Source organism: Thermobifida sp., assembly GCF_017577275.1.
Classification (GTDB): Bacteria; Actinomycetota; Actinomycetes; order Streptosporangiales; family Streptosporangiaceae; genus Thermobifida; species Thermobifida fusca.
Map to the genome: position 1 here is coordinate 33,596 of NZ_PITY01000012.1, position 15,624 is coordinate 49,219.

14 protein-coding genes and 1 tRNA gene are annotated in these 15,624 nt (G+C 66.5%); 9 read left to right on the forward strand and 6 right to left on the reverse strand.

Going from position 1 to position 15,624, the window contains the following annotated elements:
- Positions 1-101 precede the first annotated feature (101 nt).
- The 4 genes from CW348_RS01355 to CW348_RS01370 all read right to left on the reverse strand — a co-directional run bounded on the left by CW348_RS01355 (position 102) and on the right by CW348_RS01370 (position 2,548).
- Positions 102-189 (reverse strand) — tRNA-Ser (locus tag CW348_RS01355).
- An 823-nt stretch (positions 190-1,012) separates the two neighbouring features.
- Entirely contained in the window at positions 1,013-1,498 is a 486-nt protein-coding gene (locus CW348_RS01360) for a nucleoside deaminase (protein WP_104612769.1), read from the reverse strand.
- The gene (locus CW348_RS01365; RefSeq protein ID WP_011290473.1) at positions 1,495-1,989 is read right to left on the reverse strand and encodes a tRNA adenosine deaminase-associated protein; all 495 of its coding nucleotides are present in this window, start codon (positions 1,987-1,989) and stop codon (positions 1,495-1,497) included. Before CW348_RS01365 ends, CW348_RS01360 begins: the two co-directional genes overlap by 4 nt.
- Before the next feature lie 58 nt (positions 1,990-2,047).
- The gene (locus tag CW348_RS01370; protein WP_011290472.1) at positions 2,048-2,548 is read right to left on the reverse strand and encodes a tRNA adenosine deaminase-associated protein; all 501 of its coding nucleotides are present in this window, start codon (positions 2,546-2,548) and stop codon (positions 2,048-2,050) included.
- 307 nt (positions 2,549-2,855) lie between these two features.
- Here CW348_RS01370 and upp point away from each other — a divergent pair, with 307 nt between their 5' ends.
- From upp to CW348_RS01390, 4 genes are all read left to right on the forward strand, one after another.
- Positions 2,856-3,509 carry a uracil phosphoribosyltransferase gene (gene upp / locus CW348_RS01375; protein WP_016187965.1) on the forward strand — a complete coding sequence of 218 codons (654 nt, stop codon included), beginning with the start codon at positions 2,856-2,858 and terminating at the stop codon, positions 3,507-3,509.
- Between the two features lie 392 nt (positions 3,510-3,901).
- On the forward strand, positions 3,902-4,126 hold the full coding sequence (locus CW348_RS01380; RefSeq protein WP_011290471.1) for a hypothetical protein: 225 nt from the start codon (positions 3,902-3,904) through the stop codon (positions 4,124-4,126).
- Between the two features lie 141 nt (positions 4,127-4,267).
- Positions 4,268-4,435, forward strand: a complete 168-nt coding sequence (locus CW348_RS01385) for a hypothetical protein (RefSeq protein WP_011290470.1) — start codon at positions 4,268-4,270, stop codon at positions 4,433-4,435.
- 15 nt (positions 4,436-4,450) lie between these two features.
- Positions 4,451-4,963, forward strand: coding sequence for a PH domain-containing protein (locus CW348_RS01390; protein ID WP_011290469.1), 513 nt, complete (start codon positions 4,451-4,453; stop codon positions 4,961-4,963).
- Positions 4,964-5,454: 491 nt separating this feature from the next.
- Here the strand turns inward: CW348_RS01390 and dnaB are convergent, their stop codons facing one another.
- The gene (dnaB, locus tag CW348_RS01395; protein ID WP_011290468.1) at positions 5,455-6,804 is read right to left on the reverse strand and encodes a replicative DNA helicase; all 1,350 of its coding nucleotides are present in this window, start codon (positions 6,802-6,804) and stop codon (positions 5,455-5,457) included.
- Positions 6,805-7,673: 869 nt separating this feature from the next.
- On the opposite strand from dnaB, the gene CW348_RS01400 reads away from it, so the two are divergent.
- From CW348_RS01400 to CW348_RS01420, 5 genes are all read left to right on the forward strand, one after another.
- Positions 7,674-9,092 (forward strand): LCP family protein, encoded by a 1,419-nt coding sequence (locus CW348_RS01400; RefSeq protein ID WP_011290466.1) that lies wholly within the window; start codon positions 7,674-7,676, stop codon positions 9,090-9,092.
- 558 nt (positions 9,093-9,650) lie between these two features.
- A complete protein-coding gene (gene manA, locus CW348_RS01405) occupies positions 9,651-10,922 on the forward strand; it encodes a mannose-6-phosphate isomerase, class I (RefSeq protein ID WP_011290465.1) in 1,272 nt (423 codons plus the stop codon).
- On the forward strand, positions 10,919-12,025 hold the full coding sequence (locus CW348_RS01410) for a hypothetical protein (RefSeq protein ID WP_227480965.1): 1,107 nt from the start codon (positions 10,919-10,921) through the stop codon (positions 12,023-12,025). The genes manA and CW348_RS01410 overlap by 4 nt, the downstream gene beginning before the upstream one ends.
- Positions 12,022-13,332 (forward strand): DUF6716 putative glycosyltransferase, encoded by a 1,311-nt coding sequence (locus CW348_RS01415; protein WP_011290463.1) that lies wholly within the window; start codon positions 12,022-12,024, stop codon positions 13,330-13,332. The genes CW348_RS01410 and CW348_RS01415 overlap by 4 nt, the downstream gene beginning before the upstream one ends.
- Before the next feature lie 173 nt (positions 13,333-13,505).
- Positions 13,506-14,264, forward strand: coding sequence for a metal-dependent hydrolase (locus tag CW348_RS01420; RefSeq protein ID WP_038042994.1), 759 nt, complete (start codon positions 13,506-13,508; stop codon positions 14,262-14,264).
- 27 nt (positions 14,265-14,291) lie between these two features.
- Here the strand turns inward: CW348_RS01420 and CW348_RS01425 are convergent, their stop codons facing one another.
- Entirely contained in the window at positions 14,292-15,620 is a 1,329-nt protein-coding gene (locus tag CW348_RS01425) for a polysialyltransferase family glycosyltransferase (protein WP_011290461.1), read from the reverse strand.
- Positions 15,621-15,624 lie beyond the last annotated feature (4 nt).

Here is a 15,624-nt window from a genome sequence, read left to right on the forward strand (position 1 = left end):
TGGACCGGGGTTCTCCGCGCAGCAGCACCTGCTGGGATGTGCTCGCGGTCAACGGTCGTCCCCGGGGAAAGCAAGAGGCCGGTCCTCCAGGACCGGCCTGCTGGCGGTGGAGGTGGGATTTGAACCCACGGAGGGTTGCCCCTCACACGCTTTCGAGGCGTGCGCACTAGGCCGCTATGCGACTCCACCGCGGACCACTCTACATGGCTCTGTGAAGTGCCGCGAGTTGAGCGGTCTCCACCCGACACTTTATGTGCGGTAAGTCACATTGAAGACAAAGTGCGCCAAGTGGAGCATCCCGGCCATCGGGTACCGCCACCGTGCTTCACCCGTCTCTCGAGCACAGCGCCCCCGGCAGGCTCGCATGGCCGGAAAGTGCGGCGTCCAGCGAGCAGTAAAGAGCTCGACCGCCGGACAGGCTTGTCGGCCTCTCGGATCCCTGTTTGGGGGATCGGTGGGCCGCCTCGTCCCCGTCTTCGCTGCCCTGTCACGGATGAATCTCACCCTGGCTGCGCCAACGGGAGGAAATGCTCTCTTCACGCGAAGCGCCCCCGTAAAACCATGGGGTACGGCACGCCGGTTACGAATACGAGCCTTTACCCGGAGACGCATTCCCCGACCAGCCCGCCTCGCCCCGGAAACTCCCCCTGAAATTCGTTTCTTTCGCGAAAGCCCGGCATACCGTCATCCGCCTCATCACCGAGCATCTCCATGCCCTGCTCCTGCTTTCCGGAAAGGCACAATTTCGACTTCACCAGATGTGGAGTTCAACGGGGAAGATTGGCGCACGCGGTTTCAGAAGTCCTTTTGCGCACGGGGAGTTCACTGCAGGCCAGTGGTTTTCTGTGCTTCCGCTCCCCATGGCGAACGCTTTCCTGCCCACGCAGCGCATGCCCTCGGGATGCTGGCGGGCCGACTACCCTGCAACACCGCCGGGTCCGACGAAACGGTGTTCGTTGCACGCGTGCGGCTGGTACTCACTGACGGTGGTGTCTGCCAGGGCTGGGCAGTGCTATCGGGTACGGTGGCGCGCGAAGAAATCGGTGAGGAGGCGGCTGCACGCGGCAGACAGTTCCGGGTCCACGAGGTTGGGGGGAATCACTTCGGGACGGTGGTTGAGTCGCCGGTCGCGAACCACGTCCCACAGGGACCCTACGGCTCCTGCCCGTTCGTCGCGTGCCCCGTAGATGAGCCGTTCGATCCGGGCCAGCACGATGGCGCCCGCGCACATCGTGCACGGTTCAAGAGTGACCGCCAGGGTGCAGCCGCTCAGCCGCCAGCTGCCTAGACGCCGTGCTGCGGCGCGCAAGGCGAGCACTTCGGCGTGTGCGGTGGGGTCGCCGGTGGCCTCGCGCTCGTTGTGGCCGGCGCCGATGACCACGCCGTCCGGGTCGAGGACGACAGCGCCCACGGGAACATCGCCGCTAGACGATGTCTTCTCGGCCTCTTCCAGCGCCCGCCGCACGGCGGCGTCGACCCCACTCCGCCCTACGCTCATGCCCGCAGCTCGTCGAGTTCTCCGGCGAATCCGGCACGGTCAGCGATGGTGGTCAGCGCATCCGCGGGCAGGATGCCTTCGCGCGTGGTCAGCGCCATCAGTTCGGTGCCTGGGATGCCGAGGTCGTCGAGCAGGTCGGGGTCTCCCACCGGTTCGGGGTAGGGGTTCTGCCCCGTGCCTTCGGTTTCTTGATCGTCGTCTATTCCTCCGTCGGTTTCGAGGAACAGGCGGGCTGCCGGGTGCCCGTACACCACTCGCATGTCGGAGAGGAAAGCTCGCGGCTCCCCGGTGTCGTCCAGTCGGGCAACGCCGAACCATTCGTCGTCGGCTTCCGCGAGCACCACGACGGAGGTTTCTGCGGTGGACTCGGCCGCGGCCGTGTCACGCATCAGATCGGCAAGGTCGTCGATTCCCTCGTACTCCGCTAAATCCACCTCGGTCCCCGTCCACCCGTCTGCTGCATGGGAGAAGACCGCTGCGAAAACCGCCACCCGGACTCCTGTCTACTGCGCTTCTTCAACCACGTGCCAGCCGGTGTGCACGCTGGCTTTACCCCAACGCGTCCAGGGCGCGTTGGAAAGCAGCGTGAAATCCGAGACGTTCCGCGATACTGGACAGCACCTCGTCCGGATACAGGTCGAGGTCTCCGGCCAGTGCACCCAATTCCATCTCATCCAGCCCCAGGTCAGCGAGGATCGACATGTCTCCTGCGGGGAGCACCTGGTCTACATCCTCGTCGTCGGGGATGTCGATATCCAGGTATTCCAGGACATCGCGGGCGATCTTCCAGTCCATCGACGCGGTGATATCGGAGAGGAAGACGCTGACGTTGTCCCGTCCGTAGACGCGGGCGAGGATGAAGAAGTCGTCGGCGACCGAAACCAGGCCGATGGCTCCGCTGATGCTCGGCTGCTGGTGGAGGGCGTGCAACAATCCTTTGAGGTCGCGGGTTAGCGCGACTGGGAGCAGGTCGACATCCCAGTAGTCTTCTTCTCGATAAGCTACGGCGGCGAAGTCGCCTGCGCCATCGTCCAGTTCGAGTTCCGTCATCGTCGCTCCACCCGGCTGGCCTTGGTCAAACCAGAATCGCAGATCGTCCCTTGCTTGGTCACTGAAACGGCTGCCTTCGCCCGTGTTGTGCTCTCCTAGCGGGAAGGCTGGTCCGTTGTAGAAGTCCGCGCTCACGTCTCCTATTAGAACGGACGTTCCTGTAGGAACAGAACGTGATCCGGTCTTCAACCGCACCCCGCGACAGCGACAGAACGCCCCGCGGGGAGCACGCACCGTGAAACCCCTGGTGGAATCGGTTTGACGGGGAATGTGTGGGAAGGCGCCCGGAACGATAGTTTGATCTCCTATGGAGATCTTCGTTGTGGACCATCCGCTCGTTGCCCACAAGCTCACCACGCTGCGGGACGTGCGCACGGATTCGCCTACCTTCCGCCGTCTCACCGACGAACTCGTGACTCTTCTCGCCTATGAGGCGACGAGGGATGTGCGGGTGTCGGAAGCCACGGTGCAGACTCCGCTGACCGAGACGGTGGGGGTCCAGCTTTCCCGGCCGGTTCCGCTAGTGGTGCCGATCCTGCGCGCCGGGTTGGGCATGCTGGACGGGATGACGCGTCTGCTGCCCACCGCCGAAGTGGGCTTTTTGGGGATGGTCCGCGACGAGGAGACGCTGCAGCCGGCGACTTACGCAGACCGGCTGCCTCGGGACTTGTCGGGGCGGCAGTGCTATGTGCTCGACCCCATGCTGGCGACGGGCGGCACTTTGGCGGCGGCGTTGCGGCTGCTGGTGGAGCGGGGCGCCGACCATATCACTGCGCTCTGCCTGCTTGCTGCCCCGGAAGGGTTGGAGCGGCTGCGCACCGGTTTGAGCGGGGTGTTGGAGGAGCGCGGCGACCTGCGGCTGCGTGTGGTGACGGCCGCTATCGACGAGCGTCTCAACGAGTCGGGGTTCATTGTTCCTGGGCTGGGGGATGCGGGGGACCGGTTGTACGGCTCCGCATAGCCACTGGAAAGTTTCTTTCTCCACTCCCCAGATAAATTAAGGAAACTTTATGTTTTAGTTTTATCTCCTGGGGAATAAAGCAATAATTGTTCGGGATCTAAAACTCTACCCCTGGGATCACAACCAGGGGTTTCTTGTACCAGTCGAACTCATATCGAGATATACGCGTGACCCGTTGTGGTAATGATGTTTATGGCTCCTAATAATTCTCCGCACAACCCCAACCGAAAAACCGTGATCTCCACCACTCATCCCCCCGGTCCCTGATCGGGCGCTCGGTGGTCGGCACAATCCCGCGCCTGCGGGAAGGTGCCCCGCCCGCTCTGGACTGCGCCGGAGCTCACAAAGAGATCGGAGCACCACGACCGCTCTCTGCCGTCCCGAGGAGTGACATGTCCCAGACCCATGACGCGCTCTCGCGCGACCTCGCCCCCGTTGTCACGCGACTCAGCGCCGAGTTCAAGGACGTGCACCCGGAATCGATCGTGTCCCGCTGCGTCACCGCGGCCCGGAACGGGGCGGAGGACGTGGTCGGCTACGCCACTCCGGAGCTCGTGGAGCGGATTGCGCGGCAGCACCTGAAAGTTCTCGCCTTGGCCCTGGCGGAGCAGCGCTGACCAAATATCGGACGAAGGTCCGACCCTAACCTTCTGACCTGGAACGGCACGCCAGAGCTTCCTATTGTCTTTACGTGTCCCAGCACTGGTGTAACAATCGTTGTGGGTTAGTGGGTCTTCGCTCTAGTGGGGAGTGCGTTCATGCCGCCGAAATTGAAAAAATGGCTGGGTTACGCCCTCATTGCCTTTGCCATCTTCTACCTGCTGACTCAGCCGGCCACGGTGGGCACTCTGGTTCTGAACATCTTCGCCGGGCTGGGCGGAGCCGCCAACTCGCTCTCCACGTTCGTCAACACCATCTTGTTGTGAGGGGCGTGAGCCCGGATGAAGCTGGTGACACCGGGCGACTCGGCGCCCGCGTCGGTTAACCGCTACCTGCTCCCCCACGAGCAGCAGGTCATCACGGTCCGCCGACACCCTGCTGTCCTGTTGGGGCCGACGGCGATCGTGCTGGGCAGTCTGATCGCCGCGGGGATTCTGAGCAACACCTCGTTCGTGACGAGCGGGGCCATGCTGGCCATCATCTGGTGGCTGTGGCTGCTGGTGCTGGTGTGGTTCGTATGGAAGGTCGCCGAGTGGTCGGTCGACTACTTCGTCATCACGTCGGCGCGCCTGTTGGGCACGAACGGCCTGATCACCCGGCAGGTCAACATGATGCCGCTGGGCAAGGTCACCGACATGCGCTTTGAACGCACCCTGTTGGGCCGCTTGCTGGGCTACGGCACGTTCGTCATGGAGTCGGCCGGTCAGGACCAGGCTCTCAGCAAGATCGACTTCATCCCCTACCCGGAGCAGCTTTATCTCGAAGTGGTGGGCCTCATCTTCCCCGACAAGTGAGTGACCCACTCACCATTACGATCCACCCCTCGTGAGTTGTGGGGCCTCGCGCGAGCGCGGGGCCCCACAACTTTTGCTGCCGTTCCCACGGCAAGGAAGGTCTATTTGACTTCAAGGTGAACAGAAGGTTAACTTGGGTCATCGTCTAGTTGAATGAGGGGGTGATGTCATGGCTTGGCGAGCAAGCAAGGCGCCATCGACCACCCGCCCCGCCCAGACTCGACGCCGCCGTCGGCCGACCCGTCGGATGACTTCTCTGCGGCACAGCACCACCCTTCTGCCGCAGCAGCGGGACACTGCGGACACGGAGACCCTCGACACACGGCCGAAGCTGACGTGGGTTTTGCTGCCGGACAGCACTGGCCGTCTGCGTCCTCAGGCGCGGTGGATCTGAGATTGTTCGCCTGAGCGGGTGAGGGACCGACCAGACGCTGGTCGGTCCCTCACCCGTTAGCGACGCCTGCCAGTGAGACCTGCTGGTGGGGCGCCTGTTACCCCGGTGCCATGTCGACGAACCGGCTGTAGTGCCCTTGGAACGCCACGGTCACCGTGGCGGTGGGGCCGTTGCGGTGCTTGGCCACGATGAGGTCGGCTTCCCCGGCCCGCGGCGACTCTTTCTCGTGCACGTCCTCGCGGTAGAGCAGGATGACCATGTCGGCGTCCTGCTCGATGGAACCCGACTCCCGCAGGTCGCTGATCTGCGGTTTCTTGTCGGTGCGCTGTTCTGGGCCGCGGTTGAGCTGGGACAGGGCGACGACGGGAACCTCAAGCTCCTTAGCGAGCAGCTTGAGCGAGCGGGACATCTCGGAAACCTCCTGCTGGCGGCTCTCCACCCGGCCGTGGGAGCTCAGCAGTTGGAGGTAGTCGACGATGACGAGTTTCAGGTCGTGCTGCTGTTTCAGCCGACGGCACTTGGCCCGGATCTCCATCATCGTCAGGTTCGGGGAGTCGTCGATGAACAGCGGCGCTCCCGCGACCTCGCCCATCCGCCGCGCCAGCCGGGCCCAGTCCTCGTCGGTCATCATTCCCGAGCGCATAGTGTGCAGGGGCACGCGCGCTTCCGCCGAGAGGAGCCGCATGACGATCTCGTTGCGCCCCATCTCCAAGCTGAAGAACACCGTGGTCAACTGGTGTTTGATTGCTGCAGAGCGGGCGAAATCCAGGGCGAGAGTGGACTTTCCCACCGCGGGACGGGCCGCGATGATGATCATCTGTCCGGGGTGCAGCCCGTTGGAGAGGGCGTCGAAGTCGGTGAACCCGGTGGGGACCCCGGTCAGGGTGTCGTCGTGGGAGGCGATTGCTTCGAGCTCGTCGAGCGCTCCCGGCATGATGTCGCTGAGCGGCAGATAGTCTTCGCTGGTGCGCCGTTCCGCGACTTTGAAGATCTCGGCTTGGGCTTGGTCGACAAGGTCGTCGACGTCCCCGTCTCCCGAGTAGCCGAGCTGCGCGATGCGGGTGCCCGCCTCGACCAGGCGGCGTAGCACGGCGCGGTCGGCGACGATCCGCGCGTAGTATCCGGCGTTCGCTGCGGTGGGGACGGTGTCGGTGAGCGTGTGCAGGTAGGGAGCGCCGCCCACCCGCGCGATCTCTCCCCGTTTGGTGAGTTCCGCGTGGACGGAGATCGCATCCACCGGCTCGCCTCGGGCGAACAGGTCCACGATCGTGTCGTAGATGGTCTGGTGGGCTGGGCGGTAGAAGTCGGAGGAGCTGAGGATCTCCACTACCTGGATGATGGCTTCTTTGGACAGCAGCATGCCGCCGAGGACGCACTGCTCGGCCATGATGTCGTGGGGCGGGGTCCGGTCATACCCCACTTCCTCGACTGAATGGTCGACGCTCATGGCTCCCCCCGGCTGACTTCACGCCTGAACGTGACATGCCCGAACCAGGATTCTCGCCACTTCACGAGACGGTCGCAAAGACAACCTGTGGATAAACCTGGGGACATCCTGTGGATGACTGGCGTCTAGTTGTGGATAACCTGTGCACGCAACCTGTGGATAACTTTTCCCCACCCTCTAATCACAGCCTCTGAGCTGCAAAAACTCTGTCCACGGGCTGTGCATGAAAAAAATTCTGCAGATAGATATCCACAAGTTATCCACAGGCTAGGGCGACACCTGTGGATGTTCTTGACTCCGACTTCCCCACGTATCCACTGCGGCAGCCGAGGCCCCTCGACCCCTCTCGGACGGCTACGCGAACCCCGCTACGGCAGGCGATGGCGCAGCCCGCACCCTCACACGCACCGACGGGACATGGGCGGCGCTGTCCTCAGCGAAGCGCCGGACCCGAGGCAGGTGCGGCCGCGCGGAAACCCCGTCCCGCCGCACACACCCCCTGGAAACGAGGGCCCGTGCCCTGCCATTGCCGATTCCTTTCCTACCGCAGCCGCCGCGGCCCGCACCATCCTCTTCTCACAACAGCTTCCGCTGCAGCACACAGCGGTTTTCCCCACCACCCGGAAAGGCCCGCTACGTTCCGGTTCCTCGGCATCTGCGCTGTTCACTCTGCTGAACCAGGTAGGCCCAAGGCATACTTACCCCGCCCCTCTGGCGTTTCCCTTCTCCCCTCGAACCCCGTTTTCCTGACTTTCCACAGCAAAAGCCAAAAATTCCGCAACTCACCACGAAAAGGAAGGTAGGGCGCCGAGTGGTCGCCGTGTTTCCCGGTTAGATGCCTCCCCACGGATGCGTGGGGGTGGTTGACCATGGCATATCCAGCGGAAGGCGGGCGGCGCCCACGGTTCTGGGCGACCGCGCGCGCCGCATTATGGACGAGCGCTTCGGCCCTCCTGCCCGGCCTCGCCCACCTGCGCGCTGGGAAACGCGCCGCAGGAGCCGGCATCCTCGGAGGATTCCTCCTGCTCGCCACCGCCGCCGGTGCGGCCTTCTACCAACTGCGCAGCGACCTGTCCTGGCAGGCGTGGCTGGCTGCCCAGCCCTACTGGGTGGAAGCGGTCGCCATCGGCGCCGTAGCCCTCGCCACCCTGTGGTCGAGCATCATCATCCGGTCCTGGCAGCTCACCCGGCCGCGCCCCGAACGCTGGGGGTCCCGGGCCGTAGGCGCGGTACTGGTCACCGTCCTGTGCACCGCGCTCATCGTGCCGTTCGCGTTCGTCGTCCGCACCGCCGTCACCCTGCACAGCACGCTGACCAGCGTGCTCGCCCCCGCCGAACCGGCGTCCCAGGCTGCCGCCGACACCCCGTGGCCCCACCGCTCCCATATCAACGTCCTGCTCCTCGGCGGCGACGCCGGCGACAACCGGTACGGGCTGCGCACCGACACGATGATCGTGGCCAACATCGACATCGACAGCGGGGACACGGTCCTCATCAGCGTGCCCCGCAACCTGGAAAACGTGCCGTTCCCCGAAGGCACAGCGCTCGCGGAACGCTACCCGGAGCCCTACGGATTCGACGACCTGCTCAACGAGGTCTACCAGACGGTGGCTGAAGAACCCGAGGAGCTGGCCATCAACCCCGACGCGCCCGATCCAGCCGCGGACACGCTGAAGCACGTCATCGGGCACGCACTCGGCATCTCCATCGACTACTACGCTCTCGTGGACCTCCGCGGGTTCGCGGACCTCATCGACGCGATCGGCGGCGTGGTCGTCCCCGTGGAAGAACCCATCCGCTACGGCCGCCGCGGCGAAGGCCTGCTCGAACCAGGGGAGCGGCGCATGAGCGGCAAAGAAGCGCTGTGGTACAGCCGCAGCCGCACAGACAGCGACGACTACGCCCGCATGGGCCGCCAAGGCTGCCTGTTGAAATACGTCGCGGAGCAGACCAACCCGGTGACAGTGCTGCGCCGCTTCGACGAACTCGCCGACGCCACACAGCGCACCCTCACCAGCGACATTCCCCCTTCCCACCTGCCTGCCCTCGTCGACCTGGCCAGGCGGGTCTCCCAAGCGCGCATGCACACCCTGCAGCTTTCCCCGCCCCAGGTCACCACCGCGCACCCCGACTGGACGGAGATCCGCACACTCGTCGACAGGGCGATCCGCAGCAACGGCGAAGACCACGGCCCTGCCGACACCGCCAAGCAGCCGTCACCGTCCCCCGACAGCCCTGGCCGCCAGATCGGGAAAAAACCGGTCTCGCTCGACAGGCTCTGCCCATGAGCCCCGGCCGCACAGCCGTCTGGGACAGGCTGCTCCGACCCGCAGCAGCCCCACCATGGGCGCTTCCCGCTGGGCGGGCCCCGCCCGAGAAACACACAGGGGGTGTGAAACCGGAGGAACAAGGTATGCCCATCGAAGAGCCGCAGAACTGTAAGCATACAACAACAGAAAGTCACGAGACTCTGGGGTGAGCGTGCCCAGCCGGAAGGAGGACCCTGTGAGCCCAGCCGCGTCCTCTCGCCCAAGCAGCGAGGAGCGTCGCGGGTCCTCCACGGCGCCTGGCAGTGGAGTACAGGCCCGGGACCGCTCGCCAAGAAACCGCGCCAACGATCACACAAGGCTCACTGCTGGACAAAAGTGGCCCACTTCATACGATCCTGGCCTAACCTACAGATTCCCTACTAGCGAGTTAAATCTTGCTGGCGCGAGGACGAAATTCAGGGGGAACACCCCTCTGATCACGGTTTTCACCGTCTTGTCGGGGTTAGCGTGGCGGCTACCGCGTCCTGGTGAACCGAGTTCGAGGGCGCACCGTTCCGCCTCACGGAGGGACTGACCATGTGGCGACTCGCCAACCACGTTCGGCAGTACGCGTGGGGATCCACCACCGAGATCCCTAGGCTGCTCGGAATTGAACCCAACGGGCAACCCCAAGCCGAACTGTGGCTGGGTGCCCACCCCAGTGCCCCCAGCACGATCGCCAGTGGCGGCACGGAACCGATCGGACTCGACGCGATGATCGCGTCCGACCCGGTCACAACACTCGGCACAGAAGTGGCGCGCAGCTTCAACAAACGCCTTCCCTTCCTCCTGAAATTCCTCGCCGTCGCCCAACCCCTGTCGCTGCAGGCCCACCCCGACAAGGAACGCGCCCAAGCCGGATTCGCCGCAGAAGAAGCCGCCGGGATTCCCATCGACGCGCCGCACCGCAACTACCGGGATCCCAACCACAAACCAGAACTCGTCATGGCGCTCGGCGAATTCGAAGCCCTCTGCGGGTTCCGCTCCCCGGCCGCCTCAGCGGCCGACCTCGCCGGCCTCACCACCCCGCTGGCACAGGCACTCCACGCCGACCTGACCGCAGCCGATCCGTCCGCGGCACTGCGCTCCGCCATGACCCGGCTGCTCACCCTGCCCGCTGACCAGCGCGCCACCCTGGTCACCGAAACCGCGGAAGAACTCGCGGAACGCGCCACAGCGCCCTCCCGCCACCTGCGGGCCGTGCTCGACCTCGCGGAACGCTACCCCGGCGACCCGGGGGCCATTGCAGCGCTCCTCCTCAACCACGTGGTGCTGTCCCCAGGGCAAGCCCTGTTCCTGCCCGCGGGCAACGTCCACGCCTACCTGCACGGGGTCGCCGTGGAAGTGATGGCCACCTCCGACAACGTGCTCCGCGCAGGCCTCACCACCAAACACGTCGACCCTGAGGAACTCCTCAAGGTGCTCGACTACAGCATGCTGCCCATCCCCTACGTGGAACCCGTGGTGCGGGACGGCCTGATCGAATACCGGCCCGACATCGACGACTTCGCGCTCATCGTCGCCGAACCCAGGGAGAAAGCGGTGTGGCTTCCCGAAGGCCCCGCCATCGCCCTCGTCGTCGAAGGCGCCGTGGAACTCCACGCACCCAGCGGAGGCAACCTCGCCCTGGCCCGCGGAGAATCCGCCTTCCTCAGCGCCCGCACCGGCCCCGTGCTCGCCTCCGGCCAAGGCCGCATCATCATCGCCACCGTGGCCCAGCAGCCGGCCGCCACCACGGCAGACCACCACGACCACACCACCCGTTGGTCTTCCGTTCACCCGACCCTGGATCCCGTTAACCCACGATGAGTACTCTGCGTGCCGCCCTCCTTTCCTTTCTCTCCCCCGGTGTCGACATACCGGGACGACAGGTCGGCATCGTGAAGAACTCCTCGTCTCCCGCGTTCTGCCCGGACCGTGCGGACAGCACCACCACCGCTATGGCCTGGGTGGAAACCCCGCTGCAACTCCTGTCCGTGGTCGAAGCCCACCACACCGGTGCCTTCGCCCAGCACACGCAGGTCCTGCCCCGCGCCGGATCCCCGTCCCTCGCGGACACGGTCACCGCACTGGCCGAGACCGATCTTCCCGACGGGCTCACCGTCCTGCCCGCCGTCCCCAGCCTGGCCCCGCACCACAGCGGGTCCGGGGTCTGGTTCATCGGGGACGCGTTCTCCGGACAAGTGCAGCGCTCCCTGCTCGGCAGCCGCGCCCGCCACTACGTCATCGTGGACGACGGGCTCGCCACCCTCCACCTGCTCCGCCTGCTCAGCCGCCGCACCGCAGTCCCGCTGGAGCGGGCCCGCGTGCGCTCCACCCTGCCCCGCCGCCTCCTCGGCCTGGCAGCGGCACGGAAGATCCGCGCGGCGGCACGCACCGGACGGGTCACCGTGTTCACCATGCTCCCGCTGCCCGACCGTCTAGTCGACGAAGCCACCGCGGTCGGCATCCGCATCATCACGCACGACTTCCCCTGGCTGCGGTCCCTGCCAGGCGGGACCCTGCCCGAGGAAAACCGCGTGGTGCTCGGCACGGCAATGGTCTGCGACGGCCTCATCCACGCCGAGCCCTACCTGGCGTGGGTGACGCACCAAGCCGAGCAGGCACCGCTCCTCTACTACCCGCACCGGCGGGAAGACGACCGCACCCTGGCAGTCCTGCGCGCCCACCCTCGCCTGCGGGTCGCCGACCAGGGCCTCCCCGCCGAACTGGCCTTGCGCGGACTAGCCGCCCGGCACGAAGTGGTGAGCCTGCCGTCCACGGCCGTGACCTCGCTCCGCGTTCTGCTGGAACGGAACGGCACCACGGTCAGCGCGGTACCGATCCCGGAAACGTGGTGGACCGACCAGGCCACCCCCAGTCTGCGAGCCCACTTGAGCACATTCGTCACACATCCGAAGGACCCGTCGTGACCAACCGTGGACCCGTGCACGTCATGGCGATCGCCGACTCCGACTCCTACCTGAAATGGGCGGCGTGCCTCGTCGACGCCCTTCCCCCTGACTGGTCCGGGGAACTCGCAGTGGCCCGCACCCCGATCGCCCCCTCCCCCACCCAGATGCGGGGCGCGCTCGAAAGCACCCGCGCGAGCGCTGCGCTGCCGCCCGTGCTGTCCGCCACGGCGCTGCGCCGCGCCGTACGCCGCACCCGCCCCGACGTGGTGGTGACCGCGTGCACCGGCCCCGTGGTCGACGTGCTCATCAACGACGTGCTCGCCGGGCTCACCCCGCGCCCGGTCTTCGTCTCCGGCCTGCCCGGGGTGTCTGTTCCAGCCACGGAGAAAGCGTGGCTATACCGCGCCCCCGTCGACTTGTTCATCGTGCACAGCCACCGGGAAGCAGCCGAGTTCCGGGAATTGGGCGAACAGCTGGGGGTGACCGGGGAAGTCGGGCTCGCCACCCTGCCGTTCCTCCCCCACAACCCTGCCCCGGCCCTCCCCGCACCGGCTGCTCCCAGGGAAGCGCCGCGCAACCGCGTCGTCTTCGCCACCCAGGCGAAAGTGCCCGTGGAACGGGAAGAACGTGAAGCGATCCTGCGTGCCCTCGCCGACCTTGCGGCCCGCCGCCCCGACCTGGAAGTCGTCGTCAAACTGCGGGCCCGCGCCCACGAACAGCAGACCCACCGGGAACGCCACCACTACGAAACCCTGTGGCAGAACCTGGTGGCGGCCGGGGAAGTGCCCGCCGACGCGGTCACGTTCGCGGACGGGTCGATGCGGGAACAGCTCGCGCACGCCGTCGGTTTCGTCACGGTCAGCTCCACGGCCGCGCTCGAAGCGATCGCCTACGACGTGCCGCTGCTGATCCTGTCGGACTTCGGCGTATCCGCAGAAATGATCAACCTGGTGTTCGAAGACAGCGGCACCCTCGGCACCCTGGAAGATCTGCGCGCAGCCGAATTCCGGAAACCGGACCCGCAGTGGTGTGCGGCGAACTATTTCCACGACGCGGCCGACAACGACTGGGTGCCGCGGTTGAGCGCGCTCGTGGCACGCGCCCGCACGGAAGGGCTGCCAGTACGGCCCCCACTGCTCACCAGTCCCAAAGACGTGGCGCGGCGCCGCCGGGGACGGCTGCGCATGGAAGTGCCACCGGGTGCGCTACGTACGATCGGCCGGTTCCGGAAACGCCTCAAACGAGTCCGCCGCCTGCTCACCCCCGCGAAGAAACCCGCGGCGCAACCGGTGCACCACGACCGGGCCGAACAGTCGTCCACCTAGCGGACCCGTGGGCAGCCGCGGTTCCCCACCCAGCGCACTGGCGGTCCAGGGGGCGCCCGTTTTTCGGACAGGGAGTCCTCCCCCACCGGGACAGCAGTAAATATCGGCTCCCGCGCAATGGGGTAGGACATGGCCCGTCCCCCCCAACAATTGGAGAACGGGAGTCCACCACGATGATGGGCTTCAGCCATGCGACCACCGGAGTCCTGGTCGGAGTCGCTGTCGCTGCTCCGCTCGCTGCCGCCGCGGGCACCCCTCCCACCCCCATGGGCCTGCTGGCGTGGGCGTTACTCGGCGCGGGCTCGGCCTTAGTCCCCGACCTCGACCATCCCTCCTCGACCGCCACCCGCTCCCAAGGGTTCGTCACCGGCCTGCTGTCCCGGGGAATGCGCGCCCTGTCGCTCGCCGTCTACCGGCGCACCCGAACCCCAGCCGACCGCTCCGACGGGGAACACCGCCACCTAGGCCACACCCCCGTCTTCGCGGCCGCAGTCGGCGCAGTGATCGGCCTGCTCTGCCACCTGTCCTGGTGGGCGACCCTGGTCACCGCATGGTTCCTGGCTTTTCTCGGCCTCCGCGCGCTCCGCAAAGTCGCGTGGCGGGGACTGCGTACCGCGCTCGGCTCGTGGCCGGGCGCGGCCCTCGGCGCGCTCTGCGTGGCCGCACTGTTCCTGACCGCGTGGGACAACCACCCGCCCGGGTGGATCGTCGGCGCCGTCGTCGCCCTCGGCATGATCGTCCACTCCCTAGGAGACGCGCTCACCTCATCGGGAGTTCCCCTCGCCTGGCCGTTCACCGTCAACGGCCGCCGCTGGGCCATGCTCGGCGTGCCCCGGTGGATGCGGTTTCGTACCGGAACCTGGCCGGAATGGGTGGTGGGGGCCGTGTCCCTCACCGGATCGCTCGCCGTCGGCTACGCGCTCGTCGCCTAACCGTGCTGCGGCCCGCGGCAGCCCACGTCAGGACCGTCCCCGCAGGCGGCGCACCCGGGCAGCCAGCCAAGGCAGCGAGCGCGGCTTGGCGGGGGCAGCGCCGGGCAGCCGCAGCGCGGTGAGCCGCCGCTTCTTGAAATAGCGGCGCGTCACCTCGTCAAGCCCGCGGGACAGATACGCTACGGCCTCGTCCCGCAGATGCGAGTACACGCTGTTCTGCATGCAGTAGCCCACCGCCACCAGCAGCGGCAGCAGCTCCTCCGCTACCCGGTCGGCGGTGATCCGCGGCGGGTGCACGGTACCGTCCTCGGCCAGCCGCGGCATCGTGGCGTCGGCGAGCGTCACCGGAATCCGGTTGCTGTTCTGATACGGGGTGATCCGATCCAGCAGCAGTTCCGTGCCCACGGTCGCCACTGGCAGACCGTAGTAGCGGGACGCGGTACTCAACCCCGTAGAGAACACACCTACCACGAGAGCCGGGCGCAGCACCTCGTACCACACTTCCACGGGCACCGGCTCGTCGAGCACCACCAGTTGCACCCCCTGCTGTTCAGCGGTGGCGTGCAACGTCCGGAACGTGCGCGCTGTGGTTGACGGGTGCGGTTTGAACAGCACTGTGCGGTGGCCTTGGGCAGCCACCCCGCGCAGCATGCGCGCGTGCAGCGCATCCTCCTCAGCCGCGGTAAGAAAGTTAAGCGCCGCAAGATACTGGCCGAGCAGGAGCGGCGCCCCCGCCCACGCCGTGCGTTCCCCCACCCCGTCCACAGCTTTCGCTACCTCGGCCACCACGGCACGAAACGCTTCACCGCTGATCGTGCGGCGCGCAACCCCGTACTCGCTGAGCAGCAGCGGCTCCACCCCGGGCACCAGGTCAAGGTAGAGGACCCGGTCGATACGGGTGGCGACCTCGCGCGGCGGCGACTCCCGGGTCGGGCCGTAGCTCATCAACCCGTCGGAGTACACGGTGATCGCGGCATCGTCGAACACGGAAGCGAACGCCCGCGCCGGCGGCACTTGAATGGACTCCACCACCAGGTGCAGCGGCTCGTCCTCCGCCAGATCCCAGTAATGGCGCAGCAGCCGGTTCAGAAGCGGCCGCTCCTGCTGTCGCGGCTGCCATGTGGACGGGTGGAACGGCCACAGCAGCTCGTTCCAGGACACCACCTCCCCGAAACGCGACCGCAGCACATCAAACCCGGGGGCGGCATCCAACGGCGGAACCACCTCGGGCACGAGCGCATTGTTCGACACCACGAGGATGCGCCGCTGGTCTGCCGCACCGAACTGGCCCGCGTCCAACGCGGCAGCAAGCGACATCGCACCGAAAAACGTGCTGGCGACGAAAAGCTGCGCCATCAGG